The organism is Roseivirga sp. BDSF3-8 (assembly GCF_041449215.1).
Classification (GTDB): domain Bacteria; phylum Bacteroidota; class Bacteroidia; order Cytophagales; family Cyclobacteriaceae; genus JBGNFV01.
Genome location: NZ_JBGNFV010000001.1, coordinates 3844541 through 3861232, shown reverse-complemented (window position 1 = coordinate 3861232; position 16692 = coordinate 3844541). Strand labels below are relative to the sequence as shown.

The following is a 16692-nucleotide window of genomic DNA, read 5'->3' as shown; positions in this document are numbered from 1 at the left end:
TTTCAAGAGGTAAAAGCTATATAAGAAGCTAATGTGAAAGATATATTTTCTAGGCTCTAGCTAAAGATGATAAGCAGACAGAAGAGGTTCTTTCACGGCTGGCACTCAGTAAATTGTATTCACCAGGCCCTTTTGTGTAGTGTTCGTTAGAACGAATTTATCTGAAATTTACCACCATCAGAGGTCTCACCTTCTGCATAAATTGCATAATTCAGAAAAATTGCCCCGGCCCCCCTCATCAGCCATAGCCGTCAAGCTAAGGCTTTATTTTGCTGATTATGGATAATTTGCTTTTTAAAATGTGGCACTCTGCGGCTATAGGTACAAATAATTCCCCTCCCAATAGGAGTGGCCCGGCATTCCGGAGGTCCGACTTTCGGGCGATCAAAAAAAGCGAAGGCGTGTTTATGGTCGTGGTGGTCCGACTCTCGGAGGTCCTTGCAGAATGCTTCTTCAAGCACTCATTTTTAGCAAATTCTAATACCAGCTACTTCTATATGCGGTCACGCCGAAATGCTGGCCCAATCCTGACCCATAAAGCACTACGTACTTTTTGAACCGTTCCCACCCAGAGGGCTAAGATCGGCTAATATGCTATTTTTAAACTCTTTACCTCCTTAGCTTCACGGCCCTCCTCATCAGAGCACAGTCCATGCAGTCCCATCGGGACCTAGCCTTTGTAGCTCCGGAAAGCCAACATAACACCAAGTCCCGTAGGCACGCTGCCCCCACTACTACCTGGCATACCACCTAAGCAACCAGATCAAAAAGCCTCCGCAATATTCAGGTAGTAGTTATTGGTACGATTACCAAAGCCCCAGTCTCCACGGATGTTAAGGTCCTCCCTTTCATCGATCAGCAGGCGCAGACCAAAGCCCACAGATCCCCGCAGGTTCGTAAACTTAAAGTCGCTGATATCTTCCGCCACGTCTCCCACTCCGGCAAAAACCACCGCCCCCAGGCGCTTCGTAAGCTGCGCCCTGTATTCCACTTGAGTGCTGATCAGGTTACGGTCCAGGTAACGCCCATTATAATAGCCCCGCATGATCTGGTCACTGCCCAGCGCCGCCAGCTCACTCAAAGGCGGCCCACCATACGTAAATTTAGTAACCACTTGAAAAGCCAGCACATCCGAGTGGTCCTTATAGAAGGAAAAGTCCCTCAATGACTTATAATACCGGAAGTCCAGGCGCGTCAACTGAAACTCGTGCGTACCCCCCAGCACCTCTCCGTAAAAGCCATGAGTTAGCTCCAGGTACCACCCCGTATGCGCATTCAGCAGGTTATCCCGGCTATCATACACAGCAGCCAGCTCAGCCCCTACCGACGTGCTGCCCGTTGCACCTGGGAAGTCATCGCTTAAGAGCAGGCCATCCGGTTCCGGCTCCACATTAGAAATCCGGTTATACCGTACACCAGCTCCTAAAAATAACGGCGGCTCAGCCACCCGCTTCAGCAGGATCGGCTCCACCAATATCTGCGTATAGTTATATTTCTCCTCATTACTTTCCGGCGTATTGCGCCCTATACCATAATAAAAGCGCGGAAATATCTGAAACTGCAGGTTACCCGTCAGCATCCACTGCTCCTGCGGGGAGAATATCTCAAACCCCGAGTAAAGGACAATCTGATTCTCCAGCGTATAGATCAGAGACACCGGCATATTAGAAGTACGCGTCTCGTCACCCGATCCCGGCATTTTAAACAGGTACTTGGCCCCCACCCCCAGGCCTACACTCGTCTCAGGGGAGTAGATCACCACCGGCGCAAGCACAATCTTAGAAGGGTAAAGCGTACTGTCCTGTGCAGCCTTTTTCTTATTAGGATGTATCGTAAAGAACTCAATTGTTTTCTCCAAAAACTGAGCAGACCCGGAGGTCGCCGTAAGAAAAATAAAGCTGGCTAGCAGTAAAAGTCTTTTTATCATTTCCTGAACTGATAAATTTATTGGGAGCCGTATATTTTCTCTTTTCTCCCTACAGAATGTAATAAGAGAATAGCCATCAATCTGTTTCGACACATACGACAAATACAGGATAAAAGGCATTTTAACTCTACTGGCGGAGCACTACAGCCTTTAAAAAATACCGTTAACCACCTCTGCCCTCAAAGGCATATTAAGAAAACATTGGCCCTAATCCCGCACCATGACCTGGCGTCCAGGAGGATAATACGCTTATCGATTTTCACTCATTGAGATAACCTTTACCTTTGACATACCCCAACACCCCTGTTAAAAAGAATATAAGAGCCTATGGAGTTTCAAATCTGTTCCGACCTGCACCTGGAGTTTAGTGAAAACAGGAAGTGGATAAAGAACCACCCCCTAACGCCACAGGCTGAGATACTGCTCATTGCCGGAGACACCTACTATCTGAACAGAACCCTCGCTAAGCTCGACCTCATAAAGCAGGTAGCACGAGACTTTAAACAAGTCTATATATTACCCGGCAACCATGAGTACTACGAAGGGTATGACCTCGCCACCGCATTAGAGCCAGTCAACATACCAGTTATGGATAATGTATCTTTACTCAACAATACCACCGTTACTATCGGAGGTGTAAACCTCATATTCTCAACTCTCTGGACAGTCATTGCAGAAAATAAAGAGATAATAGAAAGCGGTGTCGTAGACTTTCGCAGAATACGCTTCGGCGACCAAAAACTGACAGCAAGCCATGTAAACCAACTCCATAGCAAAGCGCTCGATTTTATAGCCACAGAGGCCGCAAAGCCTGGCAAAAAGATAGTCGTGTCCCACCACCTGCCCAGTGCACTCTGTACACATCAGGAATTTATAGGCAGCCCCCTCAATGACGCCTTTTGTGTAGACCTCACAGACTTCATCAGAAGCAACTCTATAGCCTACTGGGTTTACGGTCACAGCCATAGAAATATGCCTGACCTCATCATAAGCGACACCACCCTGGTAACAAACCAGTTAGGCTACGTAAGGATAGGTGAGCACCTTTCATTCAATACAGAGAGAGTCATCAGCATATAATTTAACCTGTGCAGAATTGATCGCCTGGCTGCACGCAAAAGTGGAAAGGCCCGTATGGAAATGCCTAAAGGCGGGGGCTTCCTTTCTTCCGTGCGGAAAAGAAAACAGCTCAATACCTATCCCACCAGAGGTAGCCAGCTGGGCTATCTCAAAGGTCTCCCAATCATCCCCAAACACATCGATGCACATTTGCCCCATGGCCGTGTCACGCTCTTTTTTGACCGTTGAAGGCTCCATAATGATATGCCAGCCCATCACCTCTGAGTAAAAGGACACAACCTTATTAATATCCGGTACAGTAATAAATACCAATGTGTGATAACCATTTTGCGCAAGTACTTTTTGGTTTCATATCTATCAACCGCTTACAATAAGACAGACATCCTACAAAGAGAGCCCCTCCCTCCCCATAGCCGTCAAGCTAAGGCTCTATTTTCCTAATTATGAATAATTTGCTTTTAAAAATATGGCACCCTGCAGCGTTAGGCACGAATAATTCACCTCCTATTAGGCAAGGGGACCGATTAGAAAACGCGAATGCGTATTTCTAATCAGGGAGGTCCGACTCTCGGAGGTCCGACTTTCGGTGGTCCGACTTTCGCTGGGCCCGCATCCGGGAGGTCCGACTTTCGGTGGTCCGACTTTCGGAGGTCCGACTCTCGCTGGGCCCGCATCCGGGAGGTCCGACTTTCGCTGGGCCCGCATCCGGGAGGTACTGGCAGAATGCTATTTAAAGCAGCCAGTTACGGATACTTCTAATGCTGTACCCGACCCCGGCCCAAAAAGTGCTATTGCCTTTTTGAAATAATAATGTGCTATTTTCAAGCCATTTACATCCTTAACTTGACAGCTATGCCTCCCTCCCGGGCGATTATCATTACTGAAAACCTAGCCAGCCTCAAAAAACCCGGATAGATCCATCATTGACTGTACTCAGGATTCAGCCCGAAAGTCAAGGCTCAATAGCAGAGATTTTTGTAGCAGGTTAAAAAAAGCGCGCTATAATCACTACTTCTTACTCAGGCAAAACCCCATGGGTGAATCTGACATAGAAAAAATCGATATGACTAATTTAATTAAACTTTAGAGCACCAAGACCACCCGGGTCATTGAAGGTTATAACTTAATCAATTTAAATTCCAATAGCCCTGTAACTAGCATTTAATAAAACTAAACCGTTGGTATGACAATCATTATATATGGCTTTTTAGCACTAATTTGAAGTAAAATTATGCTATATTCACATATGAGATTTTTGATTTTCAACCATTAAAAACCTATAGCTATGAAAACCAGCAAATTATCCCTTTCCGAACTATCTGTTAAAAGCTTTGTAATTGAAGGCCAGCAGACAAGCCGTATTTACGGTGGTCTCGAAGAATTCAAGGAGTTAGATCCTGACTCCACCCTTATTAACGGTCAGTGCTCAATTGAATGTAATAGGGGTTAAGCAAACCCCATTCTATACCTGTACCCCCATTTACGGTATAGCCATCAAGTTAAGGATGTAACTAACTTAAGCATAGCAAATTAGTAATTCCCCGCCCTTCCGGCGGGACGGTTTAAAAAGGCAACAGCACTTTTTGAGCCAGGATTGAATCCGGCATTCCGGCGGGGCTTGGCTAGTGTTGAAATCAGTACTAACTAACTCTGCTCAAAAGAAACATTCTGCCAGTACCTCAAAATTGGTCGGGCCAAGCTGGTCGGGCCACGTTACTATCAGTATGATTCAACCGAAGCAGGAAATGCCTTCGCGTTTTTATTTCCCCCGATAGTCGGGTCTCTCTCCTGCCACAGGAGCATAGCCCTCAAGCTAAGGCTCTATTTTGCTAATTTTGAATGATTTGCTTATAAAAATGTGGTGCTCTGCAGCGGTAGGCACGAATAATTCCCCTCCTCATAGGAGAGGTCCGACTTTCGGTGGCCCGACTTTCGGTGGCCCGACTTTCGGTGGTCCGACTTTCGGTGGTCCGACTTTCGCTGGGCCCGCATCCGGGAGGTCCTGGCAGAATGCTATTTAAAGCAGCCGGTTTCAGCCAATTCTAATGCCAGTCCCGCCCCTTATTCGCTAGTTAGCGAACCATCCCCGTCAGTCAGCTGACTGACCGGGAATTGCTCATGGGCTATTGTTAGCTATTTACATCCCTAGCTTGACGGCTATACCCTCTTACAGGGAAAAGTACTCCTCTTTTCAGGTGGAGTTTTAGTCACTATGTACCACCTTAATTTTTTTATTTCATGAAACGCAAAAAACTCAAACTATCAAACCTTAGCGTATTTAGCTTCATCACCAAACAAGAGAACCGCCTTACCGGTGGAAATGTACCCTGGACTCAGATGGCAGGCCAAAGCTGTGCGGGTTGCACTGACAATTGGACCTAAGAGATCCTTACCATTTATAAACAGAAAACCAAAAACAAACCATGCCCGGCATCGGCCGGGTGAGCGAATAAACAGGCCGGCTTGTAACGGCCTGTTTGTTTTATACGGCAGGCACTCAAATATGCAGGCCACACTCCGTCTTGGGTATATCGGACCACCTGCCGGAGCGCCCCTTACCTTTCTTAGTGCAATGGATACACCCCACAGAGCCATACCCTCTCGCTTCCAGCGGGTGAGCCGGCAGATCGTAAAGAAAACGGTAAGTGGAGATATCCTCCTCAGACAGATCAAGGACAGGGTGAAACTTAACGATGCCATCCTGCCACTCAAACACCTTACGGTCCTTACGGTGAGGGTTCTGGTACTGCAATAGTCCCGCAATCCAAATCTTATACTTGCTCTTGAGCATCTCCACAGGGTAGACCTTATTGATATAGCAGCACAGATCATGATTACGCTTATAAGTCTTATTCTTCCGGGTAAAGGTGTGCTTTACCGGATCAGCAGTAACATTTACGATATTCAACCCCAGTTTATCCGTAAGCTCATCCCGGTACTGCGCTGTTTCCCTGAAGAGATAGCCAGTATCTATGAAGTGCACAGGAAAACCGGGACGCACCTTGTTCAGCATATGTAAAAGCACCACCGAGGTCGTACCAAAAGAAGAGGTATAGAATACATCCTCCTCACCAAAATCATTAAACAGCCTCTCTATACGCTGCCCCGGTTCTAATGAGCCATACTGCTCATTTAATTTTTCAAGACTACCAATCATCTTTCGTAAGCTTTAGGTTGAGAACGGTTAGCAGTAAGGTCAGCAGTGAGTGCATTCAGCTTTTCTACCTTCTCCTGAAAGTCTCCCGTCATCATGTTACGCACCTCGTGCAGATTCTGCAGCAACGCATCAATGTCCTCAGGCAATGATTCTTCCAGTAGCTCGCGAAAGCGCTTGGCAAAGGTCGGAGACTTTCCATTCGTACTGATACCTATTTTAAGGTCGCCCTTTTTCACTGTAGACCCCAGGTAAAAATCACACAGATCAGGCGTATCCGCCACATTCGTAAGCAAATGACGCTCCCACGCCATTTCCCTTATCTCCTCACTCGTCTCCCGGCTGCCTGTAGCAAGGATCAGCAGATCCGCCCCTTCCAGGTCTTCAGGCACAAACGCCCGTTTATGTAATTCAATAGTCGGATGGCCCTTCCCTAGCTCATAAAGCTCATCACATATATCTATCGCCACCAGAGTGATACGTGCCTCCGGGTTATTTTTCAGCAGAGCCTGCACCTTTTCCAGCCCCACAGGCCCTCCCCCTACCACCAGCACCCTCAGGCGGTCGATCTTACAGAAGATAGGAAACAACGTATTACCCGGATTATGCATAACTGATACGTTTAATCGCATTTTTCAACTCAGTCGGCTGTGACGCCTCCTGCCAGATAGAGGCCGAGCCCACCGCCTTGCCCACAATCACCAGCGCCGGAGCCGCTATCCTGTTTTCATCACGCAGGCTCACCAGCTTACTCGCAAGCCCAGTGTAAACCCGGCCCTCAGCCAGGCTACCCCTGCTGATAATGGCCGCAGGCAAGTCCTCCTGCTGGTAGCGGGCATACAAGTCCGCTATCTCCTCCACCTTACGCAGCCCCATAAAGAATACAGCCGTCGCCGAAGACTGCGCCGCCAGTGACACATCCTTAGATAGTTCCCCGCTGCGGGTAGTCGCAGTCACCACCCAAAAGCTCTCATTGATGCCACGGCACGTCAGAGGTATGCCATAGTGGCCCGGCAGATTAATGCTTGATATACCTATCACCACATCCGTCTCAATGCCAAACGCCGCCGCGTAATCCATTTCCTCCTTGCCCCGGGCAAACACGAAAGGGTCACCCCCCTTCAGCCTTACCACATGCCTGCCCCGTGAGGCGTGGTCCACTATCAGGCGGTTTATATCATCCTGGCTCGCGCTATGAGCACCCGCCCGCTTACCCACAAAAATCTTCAGCGCGCGGGATTTCGTATAGGCAAGCATTTCAGGCTGTACCAGGGCGTCGTACAACACCACATCCGCATCGGCCAAGGCTTTAGCCCCCTTGATAGTCAGTAGTTCAGGGTCTCCCGGCCCCGCGCCTACCAGTGTTAGTCTTCCTTTCATATCTAGGCTTTATAATAGTGTTGTACAACTTCTTTGTCCTGTTCATTTTGCTGGCTTTGGCGGTAGTCCCGCACCTTTTTCAGAAAGTGCGAGGCACTGTCGATATACCTAGCCGCAAACGTTTCAGTAGGGGTCTGTGACCTGATCTGCAGCACGTGGCTCGCAAAGCCATCCGCCAGACCAAACTGAGCGCTATCAAAGTGCTCTTCAAAGTCACTGATGATCTTATCATGCGTGTTGCAGTGCACATCCCTGCTGAGTAACAGCGCTTTGGCGCCGATTACGAAGGCGCTGTACGCCTGGTAGACAGCATCCGGCAGGCGGTCGCGGCTCAATGCCTTCAGCGCAAGGTCATAACGCTCCTGTGCATCATTGATAATGGTCGCCACCATATCATAACTGATGCCCGCACACTCACCCGTACCTATTTCAGGGATAAAAGCCTCATTATGCCCCCAGTCGATATAGTCAGACGGCTGCAGGCTCGCCACATCCGCCAGCGGCTTCAGCAGAGAGTAGAAGTACTTCTTGCCCTGGCGGCTCACATAGTCATTAAAGTACTCCCCCTCATTTCCATTCGCCTCATAATCATCCAGTAGCGCACGCAGCGCATACGTGATCTTTTTCGTCGGCAGCTTCACTATTTTCTCCGCTATATACCCCTTCCCATCCGGAGCCACACCACCCCCAAGCACCACCTGCAGAGCTGGAATCACTTGGGCACCGTCCTTTATAGAGCTACCATGAAAGCCAATAGAAGCCGCCATATGCTGGCCGCAGGAGTTCATACAGCCACTGATCTTAATGTCAATATCCGTATTGCTGATAAGGTCCGGGTACTCCTCGCGGATCACCTTTTCCAGCTCCACCGCCACCCCCGTACTGTTCGTAACCCCCAGGTTACACGTGTCCGTGCCCGGGCAGGCAGTGATGTCCGGCAGCGCGCCAAAACCGTCATCACCCAGTCCCAGCGCCTTTAATTTCTCATAAAGAAACGGCAGGTTCTCCTCCCGTACGTACTTCAGCAGAATGCCCTGGTTGATGGTAAAGCGGATATCATCAGCCGCAACCCCAGTGCCCACCAGGGCCGCCAGCTCCCGCGCCACCCCAGAAGAGAGATTACCCAGCAACAGCTTGATCTGTACACCAAAGTAGCCCGCCTGCTTTTGGGCAAAAGTGTTAGTAGCCTTCCACCTTAAAAAGTCAGGGCGGCCGCCAACATCCCCATCCTCCGGTGTGGCCCTAAAGTCCCTGTGAGGAGGCACCTCCTCCTCCCCCTCAATAGCAATACCCTTATGCAGCAGGCCATTCCTTTCCTCCGCTACCAACTCCAGAAAACGCTCCAGCCCTAAGCCCTTACGCTCATCCAGCATAAACTTCATCCGCGCCTTCATACGCTTTTCACGCTCCCCGTAGCGATCGAATACACGAATGGCCGCTTCAAGGAAAGGTATCAGCTCATCAGCAGGCAGAAACTCATACGCCGTAGCCGCTACAAAAGGCTGGGCACCAAGGCCCCCTCCTACCACAACCTTGAACCCCCTGTTCCCCGATCCGTCCTCCTTCGGAATAAAGCCAAAATCATGGAAGTACGTATAAGCACTGTCCCTATCACTCGCGCTGAACGCCATCTTGATCTTACGGCCCATGTCCTGGCAAATAGCATTACGAAGAAAGTATTGAAATACAGCCTCTACGTAAGGAGCCACATTAAACGGCTCATCCGGATCTATACCCGCCCTGGGCGATCCTGTAATATTGCGTACCGTATTACCACAGGCTTCCCTGGTAGTCACACCCTTTTCCTCCAGTTTAGCCCACATCGCAGGGGTATCCTCCACATGCACATAATGGAGCTGGATGTTTTGCCGCGTCGTCAGGTGAAGGTTTCCATTCGTATACTCGTCGCTTATATCCGCCACGCGTATAAGCTGTTCCGCCGTTACCTTACCGTACGGGAATTTAATGCGAAACATCTGCACCCCCGTCTGCCGCTGCCCGTAAACACCACGGGTAAGACGAAAGGCCTTGAAACGTTCCTCGGGAATCTCGCCACGTTTAAAGCGGGCGATCTTTTCTTCGAGTTCTATAATATCTTCTCTGGCTTCGCGAGAGAGATCTTTTTCTAAGGATATGTTCTGAAGTGTCATGGTCTAATTCGGGATTAAGCATAAAAAAAGCCTCCGGGAAAGGTCCGCGGAGGCTGAGCAGGGTATAATGATTACATACTACAACCAGGCGGACCGGAGTCATTCATACAGCAGCAGATACAGCATAACATAGCCATTGTAGTACAGGTTACTACTGTAGATAAAGTAAAAGGGCGGTATGTGTTAGTTATCAATATCATGTGTGATTAGCGGCCAGGTGTACCTTAGAAGCACGCAGCGCATTTTCAATATCTTCCAGTATATCATTTACATTTTCCAGCCCCACACTGATGCGGATCAGACCTGGCAGAATATTCACCCGCTCCTGCTCCTCCTGGCTTAATTTGCTGTGAGTGGTGCTGGCCGGGTGCGTAGCCGTGGTACGCGTATCACCCAGGTTAGCCGTAAGAGAGATCATAGACAGATTATCCAAAAACTGCCTGGCACGGTCATACCCACCCTTTACATTGAAGGTAATGAGCCCACCCCCATAGCGCATCTGTTTTTTGGCAAGAGCCTGCTGCGGGTGGCTCGCTAGAAACGGATATTTCACAAACTCCAGCTCCTTATGCCCCTCCAGGTATTCCGCCAGGCGGTGAGCATTGTCACAGTGCTTTTCCATACGCACCGCCAGCGTCTCCAGGCTTTTGCTCAGCGTCCACCCGTTAAAGGGCGACAAAGCAGGCCCCGTATGGCGTGCAAAGAAGCGCACCTGCTGTATCAGGTCTTTTCTGCCCAGTACCGCACCCGCTATCGTGCGGCCCTGTCCGTCCAGAAACTTAGTCGCCGAGTGCGTAACCAGGTCAGCCCCAAAGCTGGCCGGGTTTTGCAGGTAAGGCGTTGCAAAGCAATTATCTACATTCAGGATCAGATCGTGTGCTTTCGCCAGCTTACCCAGCCACTCCAGGTCTACCAGGTCCAGCCCAGGGTTACTCGGCGTTTCCACAAAGATCATTTTCGTATTTTTCTGAATTAGCCCCTCCCACGAGTCAGGATCACTCAGATCAGCATACGTATGACTAATACCCCATTTAGGGAAAATACCCGTGAGTATCTGGTGAGTAGATCCGAAAAGGGACCGAGAAGCAAGGATATGGTCGCCGGATTGCAACAGCGCAGCCATACTGGAAAACATCGCTGCCATACCCGAGGCTGTGGCAATACCATCCTCCGTGCCCTCCAGCAGGCACAGCTTTTCGATAAATTCGGTATTGTTCGGATTAGAAAAGCGGGTGTAAATATTCCCTTCCACCTCATCATTGAACATGGCCCGGGCATGCTCGGCCCCGTCAAATACAAAACTGGAAGTCATGTATATCGGTGCAGAATGCTCACGGTGCGGGCTTCTTTCGGACTGAGTGCGTACAGCCTTTGTTTCAAAATGCTCGAAGGATTTTTTCATATGCTATGGTAAGCCTGAAAGCTCACGGCAATGCCGGGAATAAATGAAAAATGATAAAACAGGGGAATGCCGCTGGGGCGAATGCCGGTCAGTAGCCGGGTTATGCTAAAAAGCGTCTGGGATTAACAGTAACAGCAACAACAACAGGTACCGGCCAAGTGGGAAGTGGGCCGGAAAGTAGCAGATGGTATGATAGCCTGGTTGTTGATAATTCTGATAGTCATTGTTTGTCAATTTATATCTCCCAAAAAACACGGGCAGGATTTGGCACCTTGTAAATCCAGGTTGCCAGAGGGTCACAGAGCCTGTCTCTCACCTCTTCGCTATAAACCGACTATTTTCATAATCGATATCACAAATAAAACGGTGTACCCGGTACAATGCAATACGTGAGGGGGTAAATTTTTTTAAAAAGATGATAATTCCAGGCTTTACTCCCCCCTCGAAAAACAAAAAAACCCGGCCTGATAATCAGGCCGGGCTATTTTTTTAACCAAAGATAAATTTAGGAAGTAGGTCCGTTATCCACCTTGCTCTCTATAGCCGACTGGACGTAAGAGGGTAGTTGAGAGAAGAGATTATAGCCCCTTACCTGCTCAATGTAGTCAACCGTAGTACGGTAACTCGCCCAGTTGGTGCTTACATTCATGCTGTTAGGCATGTCCACCGCAATCACCCGAGTAGAAGTGGTCACACGGGACAGATCACTGGAGCCTTCCGGCAATACCAGTATCACCTTCCATACCCGGTTAGGTACAGTCACCTTATTGTTCGCAATTTTGCTTTTATAGCCATTACGGCCGGAACCACCCGTACCGTAGCTTCCCATTATCACATACAGCTCCTTGTTCTGATAGCGCACGAGGTCACGGCAGTAGTTTTCCAGGGAGGCCCATGCACGCTGATTCACATCAGGAGACTGGGGAATAACATTGGTCATGTAAAAGGTAGACTGGTTTTCTGACGAACTCAAGGTACGGTCAGCAGACGGGCAGTTATGACCCCGGTCGAAGCCCGAGTTCGTATAATCACCACTGCTCACACGGTACCAGCCCGAAGGCAGGGCATAGTCCTGGTAAAAGCCGCTGGAGCGTGAGGCGCTTCCGAGCCAGGCCTTGTTCAGGTGCCAGCTTACCCAGTTCGGCGTGCCCCGGTCACGGTGGTAAGACATGGTATACTCAGGCTTCGTAACACGATAGTTCCAATGGTAGTAGGAATTGCTACTGGCGCCGCTTGGGTTACCCATAGCCAGGTTATTGTCTTTGTAGACAGTCGCCATGTTTTGCATGCCCTCATATTTGAAGCTGGGGTCTTCGCCAAGAAAAGCCTCCTCTTCAGGTGTGTAGCGGTCATGGAAAGGAATTTCGTTGGCAGACTCAGTATCAGTACCCGGGCGGATCTCCTCACGCGAACAGGAAACGGCCAGGAATACAGTGGCCAGCAGACATAGCAGGTAGCTCTTTTTCATTGATAGATAGAATTAGAAATAATTTTTGGTCGATTTTAAAATGAATACGTACCAAAACTAGGTATTTTATACGTTGAAACACCTAATGTTAAGGCATAGTAATATTTCCTTAACAAAGTCTTGATTTCCAATCTCTTCAGCCCTGTCGTCACACCCCCTATCCACCCTAAAAGACTAATTTGAATAGACCAAGTCTGCCAAAATCAGCTGTTTAACAAGCTCCTGATGTTTAATTATTTACATAACCCAAGGCTAAATTCTCACATTGAAACTTCATCTAACCACCTCCAACAGGTTTACCTAAAATAAACTAACGCATTACTCAGGTTTATTTTGAAATAATTGTTCCAAAACAAGCAACCTGATTATGGAACGTTCGTTTCATTACTCAAAACCATTCATTAATTCATTATGATAAATTTAGAAAACAAGGTAGTCGTAATCACCGGTGGCAATAGTGGCATAGGGCTTGAGACCGCCAGGGTATTCCGGAAAAAAGGGGCCAGGGTGATTACTAACGCCAGAAACGCCCAAAGGCTCAAGGAAACCGAAGCTGAGTATGGGGAAATATTTGACAAGGTACTGGTAGCAGACCTCACTAAAACAGAGGAAACATCAAAGTTCTTTGATGAGGTAGGCAAAGCATATGGCCGTATCGATACGCTGTTTCTTAATGCAGGTGTAGCCTACCTTGCCCCCATAGACCAGATCACCGATGAGCTATATGATGCTCAGTTTAACCTGAATGTGAAGAGCCTCTTATTTTCCGTAAAGGCTGCACTCCCCTATCTGACTAAGGGCTCGTCCATTCTCATAAACACCTCTATAAACGGCCGCATAGCCATGCCTGGCAGCACCATCTATGCAGCCACAAAGGCAGCTGCGCGGTCAATCTCTCTGGTACTGGCGGGAGAACTTGTAGATAGAGGGATTCGGGTTAACGCCATTGCACCGGGACCTATAGAAACGCCCATATTCAGCAAGATGGGTATGCCTGAAGAGACACTCAAGGAAACCGCCGCTTCCATACAGGCACGGGTACCGGTAGGCCGGTTTGGCAAGCCTCATGAGGTAGCCTCACTGGCATTGGAACTTTCAACAAATGACTACATAACAGGACAGGAATTTGTCGTAGACGGAGGCATGTCGGCCCTTTAATGGGAAAATCTCTGTACATTTGGGCCTATGCCCAGACCTAAAGCATTCGATAGAGAGGATATTCTGGAAAAAGCCATGAGGCTCTTTTGGCAAAAGGGGTTTCATGGCACTTCTGTACAGGACCTGGTGGACCATCTGGGCATTAACCGGTCTACCATGTATGCCAGTTTCGGAGACAAAAACCAGCTGTTCCTGGACTCTCTGAAGTACTACCGCAGCCGGCAAAAGGAAGTGATGAAGGAAACCATCGGGAAAAAGGCCTCTTTCAGAAGCTTTCTCGACAGTTTTTTGAAAGACACCATAGAAGAAATACTGACCGATCCTGACCGCAAGGGCTGTTTTATCGTAAATGCTTCGGTAGACAGGGCGGCAGAAGACCCTCAGGCCTGCTCAGAACTGCAGCATAACCTGCGTGAATTCACAGACACCTTCAGCCACCTGATGAATGTGGCAAAGGAAGATAAGGAAATAGCCCCACATACAGATACGGAAAAGATGGCGCAGTTTCTTTATAACACCATATCAGGCATGCGGGTACTGGGCCGCACCAATCCGCCGCGCCACGTGCTGGAAAACATTCGGGAAGTGACGCTCCAAACCATTCTTAAGGGAGGTAATTAGGCTGCTTTGGCCGGGTATATGACCTCTTCCACTGCCTGAGATTGTGAGCTTTTTCCTTTGCGATCCAGGGCCACTGCCACCACCAGTAATACCAGCGATACGCAGCCGACAGATATATACACATCGTACGCTCCATAGCTGTTTTGAAGCATTTGCAGAGCCGCCGTCTTGCCTATCAGGTTAAATAACAGGGTGGAAAGCCCTATAAATCCGCGAAGGCGCGCAAGCATGTGCTTAGGACTAATCTGGATCAGGCGCACCTCTGACAGATTACCCACAAAATTAGACCCTATGCCCTCGGTGCCTTTAAACAGGCGCCCCCCCAGAAATGTCTTCAACTGACTACTTACCGGCAGATAAGAGGCTGCTCCGGCTCCTATGAAGGAGAGCGAAAGCAGCATAAGGCTGAAGGGCAGGGCACGTTCGGTAATTCGTCCGCTGAAGATAAAAAAGCCTGCCACCAGCTCGGCCACCGTCTGCACAGCCTGGTATTTGCCTATATCACCAAGCTCACCGCCCCAGCTTATCACCAGTTTGTACATAGCAATGCTGCCTGCTCCCCAGCACAGGTGAGCCGCTGCATAGACCAGGATAATAGAGACAAACGTACGGTTCTTAAGGGCAAAGCGCAGGCCGGCTCCCACGTCATTTCCTATTTGTTTCATGCGGGTCTTAAATGCCTCACCTGCTTTCTTCAGGTAGCTTTCTTCATCCTCCTGCCCTTTAATTTCGGCTTCGTCCCCCTCAGCTTTCTCTCCCTGTACCTCAAAGGGGATCATGCGAAAGGCAGCAATGGCGAGAAGAAAGGTAATGGCGTCCAGCCACAGAACATTATACCCCAGGGCAAGAGCACCGGCCACCCCGGCCAGTTGCCCACCTATGGTACTAAAGCGGCCGACGATACTCTGCAAACCCTGGGCCCTGGAAAGCTGCTGAGGCGGTACCAGCCCGGGGAAATACCTGCCGTAGGCTGCCCCGAATGCATTATCCAGAAACTGGCGGGCAATCTGCAAAGCAATGAACCAGTACAGGTTAGAGCTAAGTAAAAAGAGCAGGGTGATGGCAAAAAGCCCCCAGTTGGTTCTGATCATGACCTTGCGGCTGGGCTTACGCTCCACCACAGCCCCTATTAACAGCGGCAGGCCACTGAGTAGGGTAATGAGCCAGGGGATAGTCTGAAACTTATATAAACCCTGCTCGCCAACAAGCTTGACTAACAGGACGGCGAGAGCGGCTTCGGACAGCCTGTCTCCAAAATTGCTGATTCCCTGCCCCGCAAGGAAAATCATGAAATTCCGGTTCTTGAGTACGTTATTCTGTCCGTCTGCCTGGTGAGGGGCAGCGTTCTTTTTCATAGGTGGGGGAAAATGGTAGGAAATAGTACGGGTAAGAAGGCAGTAATACCGTTCTTATTCAGCAGAAGTAGTCAGGAGTCTCACAATTCCTTTAGGACCGGCATTAATCGTAACAGGCGTATTGCCTGCCCCGTACTTCTTCTTAAAGTTGCCCTTTGAAGGGTAAGAACTGCCTGTATTACCGGTCACATACACCGTTGAGGCCATTACATCAAGCGCCATACTCGCTTCTTCCGGAAACGCTATCTGTATGCTACCCCCTCCCGTATTTATCCGGACAAAGTCGCGCAGAGCACTCATATCGGCATTGATGTTTCCGCCATCCGTATCGAGGTCCAGAGTAGCATCCAGTCCGGCCAACCAGGCATTACCCCCCGAGGTTCGGAGTGTAATATCCCCTTCTGCCATCAATACATTAGTCTCTCCTCCATTGGTGTCGCCGTCCATAGTGCCTTTAAATCCGTTGAGAGCTATCTCACCACCGCTACTTTTGACCGTATGCTCTCCACCGGTGTAGTTCCTGAATTGCACATCTCCGCCGGAGGTATTGATGTCCGTATTGTAAGCCTCAGGCACATAAAGCTTTATAGAAACCTTCAGGCCGTCCTGGTACCCTCCGCTTACCTGGTTTACAGTGATAAGGAAGTCACCCCGGTCTTTACGGGCCTCCATTTGTATGTCATACTGCTTTATGCGGTCAGATACCTCTCCTGCGCTTAACTCCTTGTTCCAGTAAATGGATGAGCCGTACACTTCCGCGCGGATTCCTGGTTCATCGTGCTGTTCGATCAGGATACCGCCATTAGTCCCTTTAATATCTACCTGCAACTTAGTGATACCGGCTATTGCTGCCTGATCGAAGGTTTTCGTGTCCTGAAGTTTGCCGTCACCACCAGAGGCATACAACAGGGTGCAGGAAAAGCAGGTAAAAAGGATGAGTACGCTTAAAAATTTCATTTCAGGTCTGTTTAAAAAAATAAGGTTGGTCTGATGAATA

The 16692-nt window shown here is 49.1% G+C and carries 15 protein-coding genes and 1 riboswitch; of the genes, 5 read left to right on the top strand and 10 right to left on the bottom strand.

Features of this window, described 5'->3' with window-relative positions; translation table 11 throughout:
- Positions 1-763 precede the first annotated feature (763 nt).
- Complete coding sequence (locus AB9P05_RS16170) at positions 764-1927, bottom strand: BamA/TamA family outer membrane protein (RefSeq protein ID WP_371909867.1); 1164 nt, start codon at positions 1925-1927, stop codon at positions 764-766.
- A 327-nt stretch (positions 1928-2254) separates the two neighbouring features.
- On the opposite strand from AB9P05_RS16170, the gene AB9P05_RS16165 reads away from it, so the two are divergent.
- Positions 2255-3007: a metallophosphoesterase gene (locus AB9P05_RS16165; protein ID WP_371909866.1), complete on the top strand. Its 753-nt coding sequence runs from the start codon at positions 2255-2257 to the stop codon at positions 3005-3007.
- Here the strand turns inward: AB9P05_RS16165 and AB9P05_RS16160 are convergent.
- Positions 2975-3283 (bottom strand): hypothetical protein, encoded by a 309-nt coding sequence (locus tag AB9P05_RS16160; protein WP_371909865.1) that lies wholly within the window; start codon positions 3281-3283, stop codon positions 2975-2977. The two genes, AB9P05_RS16165 and AB9P05_RS16160, sit on opposite strands and share 33 nt — an antisense overlap.
- A 1009-nt stretch (positions 3284-4292) precedes the next feature.
- Between AB9P05_RS16160 and AB9P05_RS16155 the strand changes: the two genes are divergently transcribed.
- Both AB9P05_RS16155 and AB9P05_RS16150 read left to right on the top strand, forming a co-directional pair.
- Positions 4293-4457 carry a hypothetical protein gene (locus AB9P05_RS16155; RefSeq protein ID WP_371909864.1) on the top strand — a complete coding sequence of 55 codons (165 nt, stop codon included), beginning with the start codon at positions 4293-4295 and terminating at the stop codon, positions 4455-4457.
- 788 nt (positions 4458-5245) lie between these two features.
- The gene (locus AB9P05_RS16150) at positions 5246-5389 is read left to right on the top strand and encodes a hypothetical protein (protein ID WP_371909863.1); all 144 of its coding nucleotides are present in this window, start codon (positions 5246-5248) and stop codon (positions 5387-5389) included.
- A gap of 115 nt (positions 5390-5504) precedes the next feature.
- On the opposite strand, the gene AB9P05_RS16145 is transcribed toward AB9P05_RS16150, so the two are convergent.
- The 6 genes from AB9P05_RS16145 to AB9P05_RS16120 form a co-directional block, all read right to left on the bottom strand.
- On the bottom strand, positions 5505-6164 hold the full coding sequence (locus tag AB9P05_RS16145; protein WP_371909862.1) for a phosphoadenylyl-sulfate reductase: 660 nt from the start codon (positions 6162-6164) through the stop codon (positions 5505-5507).
- Entirely contained in the window at positions 6161-6772 is a 612-nt protein-coding gene (locus AB9P05_RS16140; protein WP_371909861.1) for a bifunctional precorrin-2 dehydrogenase/sirohydrochlorin ferrochelatase, read from the bottom strand. The genes AB9P05_RS16145 and AB9P05_RS16140 overlap by 4 nt, the downstream gene beginning before the upstream one ends.
- A complete protein-coding gene (gene cobA, locus AB9P05_RS16135; protein WP_371909860.1) occupies positions 6765-7541 on the bottom strand; it encodes a uroporphyrinogen-III C-methyltransferase in 777 nt (258 codons plus the stop codon). The genes AB9P05_RS16140 and cobA overlap by 8 nt, the downstream gene beginning before the upstream one ends.
- A gap of 2 nt (positions 7542-7543) precedes the next feature.
- Positions 7544-9691: a nitrite reductase gene (locus AB9P05_RS16130; RefSeq protein WP_371909859.1), complete on the bottom strand. Its 2148-nt coding sequence runs from the start codon at positions 9689-9691 to the stop codon at positions 7544-7546.
- A 196-nt stretch (positions 9692-9887) separates the two neighbouring features.
- The gene (locus AB9P05_RS16125) at positions 9888-11093 is read right to left on the bottom strand and encodes a PLP-dependent aspartate aminotransferase family protein (protein WP_371909858.1); all 1206 of its coding nucleotides are present in this window, start codon (positions 11091-11093) and stop codon (positions 9888-9890) included.
- Positions 11094-11325: 232 nt separating this feature from the next.
- Positions 11326-11425: riboswitch (SAM riboswitch) on the bottom strand.
- Positions 11426-11598: 173 nt separating this feature from the next.
- Positions 11599-12561, bottom strand: coding sequence for a DNA/RNA non-specific endonuclease (locus tag AB9P05_RS16120; protein WP_371909857.1), 963 nt, complete (start codon positions 12559-12561; stop codon positions 11599-11601).
- Between the two features lie 411 nt (positions 12562-12972).
- Between AB9P05_RS16120 and AB9P05_RS16115 the strand changes: the two genes are divergently transcribed.
- Together AB9P05_RS16115 and AB9P05_RS16110 are read left to right on the top strand one after the other, a co-directional pair.
- A complete protein-coding gene (locus AB9P05_RS16115) occupies positions 12973-13719 on the top strand; it encodes an SDR family oxidoreductase (protein ID WP_371909856.1) in 747 nt (248 codons plus the stop codon).
- A gap of 27 nt (positions 13720-13746) precedes the next feature.
- Complete coding sequence (locus tag AB9P05_RS16110) at positions 13747-14340, top strand: TetR/AcrR family transcriptional regulator (protein ID WP_371909855.1); 594 nt, start codon at positions 13747-13749, stop codon at positions 14338-14340.
- Here the strand turns inward: AB9P05_RS16110 and AB9P05_RS16105 are convergent.
- Entirely contained in the window at positions 14337-15695 is a 1359-nt protein-coding gene (locus AB9P05_RS16105; protein WP_371909854.1) for an MFS transporter, read from the bottom strand. The two genes, AB9P05_RS16110 and AB9P05_RS16105, sit on opposite strands and share 4 nt — an antisense overlap.
- Positions 15696-15749: 54 nt before the next feature.
- Positions 15750-16652, bottom strand: coding sequence for a DUF4097 family beta strand repeat-containing protein (locus tag AB9P05_RS16100; protein WP_371909853.1), 903 nt, complete (start codon positions 16650-16652; stop codon positions 15750-15752).
- Positions 16653-16692 lie beyond the last annotated feature (40 nt).

Excerpts from the sequence above, each read along its gene's own strand:
- cobA (WP_371909860.1), bottom strand. The coding sequence starts at position 7,541 with ATGAAAGGAAGACTAACACTGGTAGGCGCGGGGCCGGGAGACCCTGAA.
- AB9P05_RS16150 (WP_371909863.1), top strand. The coding sequence starts at position 5,246 with ATGAAACGCAAAAAACTCAAACTATCAAACCTTAGCGTATTTAGCTTC.
- AB9P05_RS16110 (WP_371909855.1), top strand. The coding sequence starts at position 13,747 with ATGCCCAGACCTAAAGCATTCGATAGAGAGGATATTCTGGAAAAAGCC.
- AB9P05_RS16125 (WP_371909858.1), bottom strand. The coding sequence starts at position 11,093 with ATGAAAAAATCCTTCGAGCATTTTGAAACAAAGGCTGTACGCACTCAG.
- AB9P05_RS16170 (WP_371909867.1), bottom strand. The coding sequence starts at position 1,927 with ATGATAAAAAGACTTTTACTGCTAGCCAGCTTTATTTTTCTTACGGCG.
- AB9P05_RS16105 (WP_371909854.1), bottom strand. The coding sequence starts at position 15,695 with ATGAAAAAGAACGCTGCCCCTCACCAGGCAGACGGACAGAATAACGTA.
- AB9P05_RS16165 (WP_371909866.1), top strand. The coding sequence starts at position 2,255 with ATGGAGTTTCAAATCTGTTCCGACCTGCACCTGGAGTTTAGTGAAAAC.
- AB9P05_RS16130 (WP_371909859.1), bottom strand. The coding sequence starts at position 9,691 with ATGACACTTCAGAACATATCCTTAGAAAAAGATCTCTCTCGCGAAGCC.
- AB9P05_RS16120 (WP_371909857.1), bottom strand. The coding sequence starts at position 12,561 with ATGAAAAAGAGCTACCTGCTATGTCTGCTGGCCACTGTATTCCTGGCC.
- AB9P05_RS16100 (WP_371909853.1), bottom strand. The coding sequence starts at position 16,652 with ATGAAATTTTTAAGCGTACTCATCCTTTTTACCTGCTTTTCCTGCACC.
- AB9P05_RS16155 (WP_371909864.1), top strand. The coding sequence starts at position 4,293 with ATGAAAACCAGCAAATTATCCCTTTCCGAACTATCTGTTAAAAGCTTT.
- AB9P05_RS16115 (WP_371909856.1), top strand. The coding sequence starts at position 12,973 with ATGATAAATTTAGAAAACAAGGTAGTCGTAATCACCGGTGGCAATAGT.
- AB9P05_RS16140 (WP_371909861.1), bottom strand. The coding sequence starts at position 6,772 with ATGCATAATCCGGGTAATACGTTGTTTCCTATCTTCTGTAAGATCGAC.
- AB9P05_RS16145 (WP_371909862.1), bottom strand. The coding sequence starts at position 6,164 with ATGATTGGTAGTCTTGAAAAATTAAATGAGCAGTATGGCTCATTAGAA.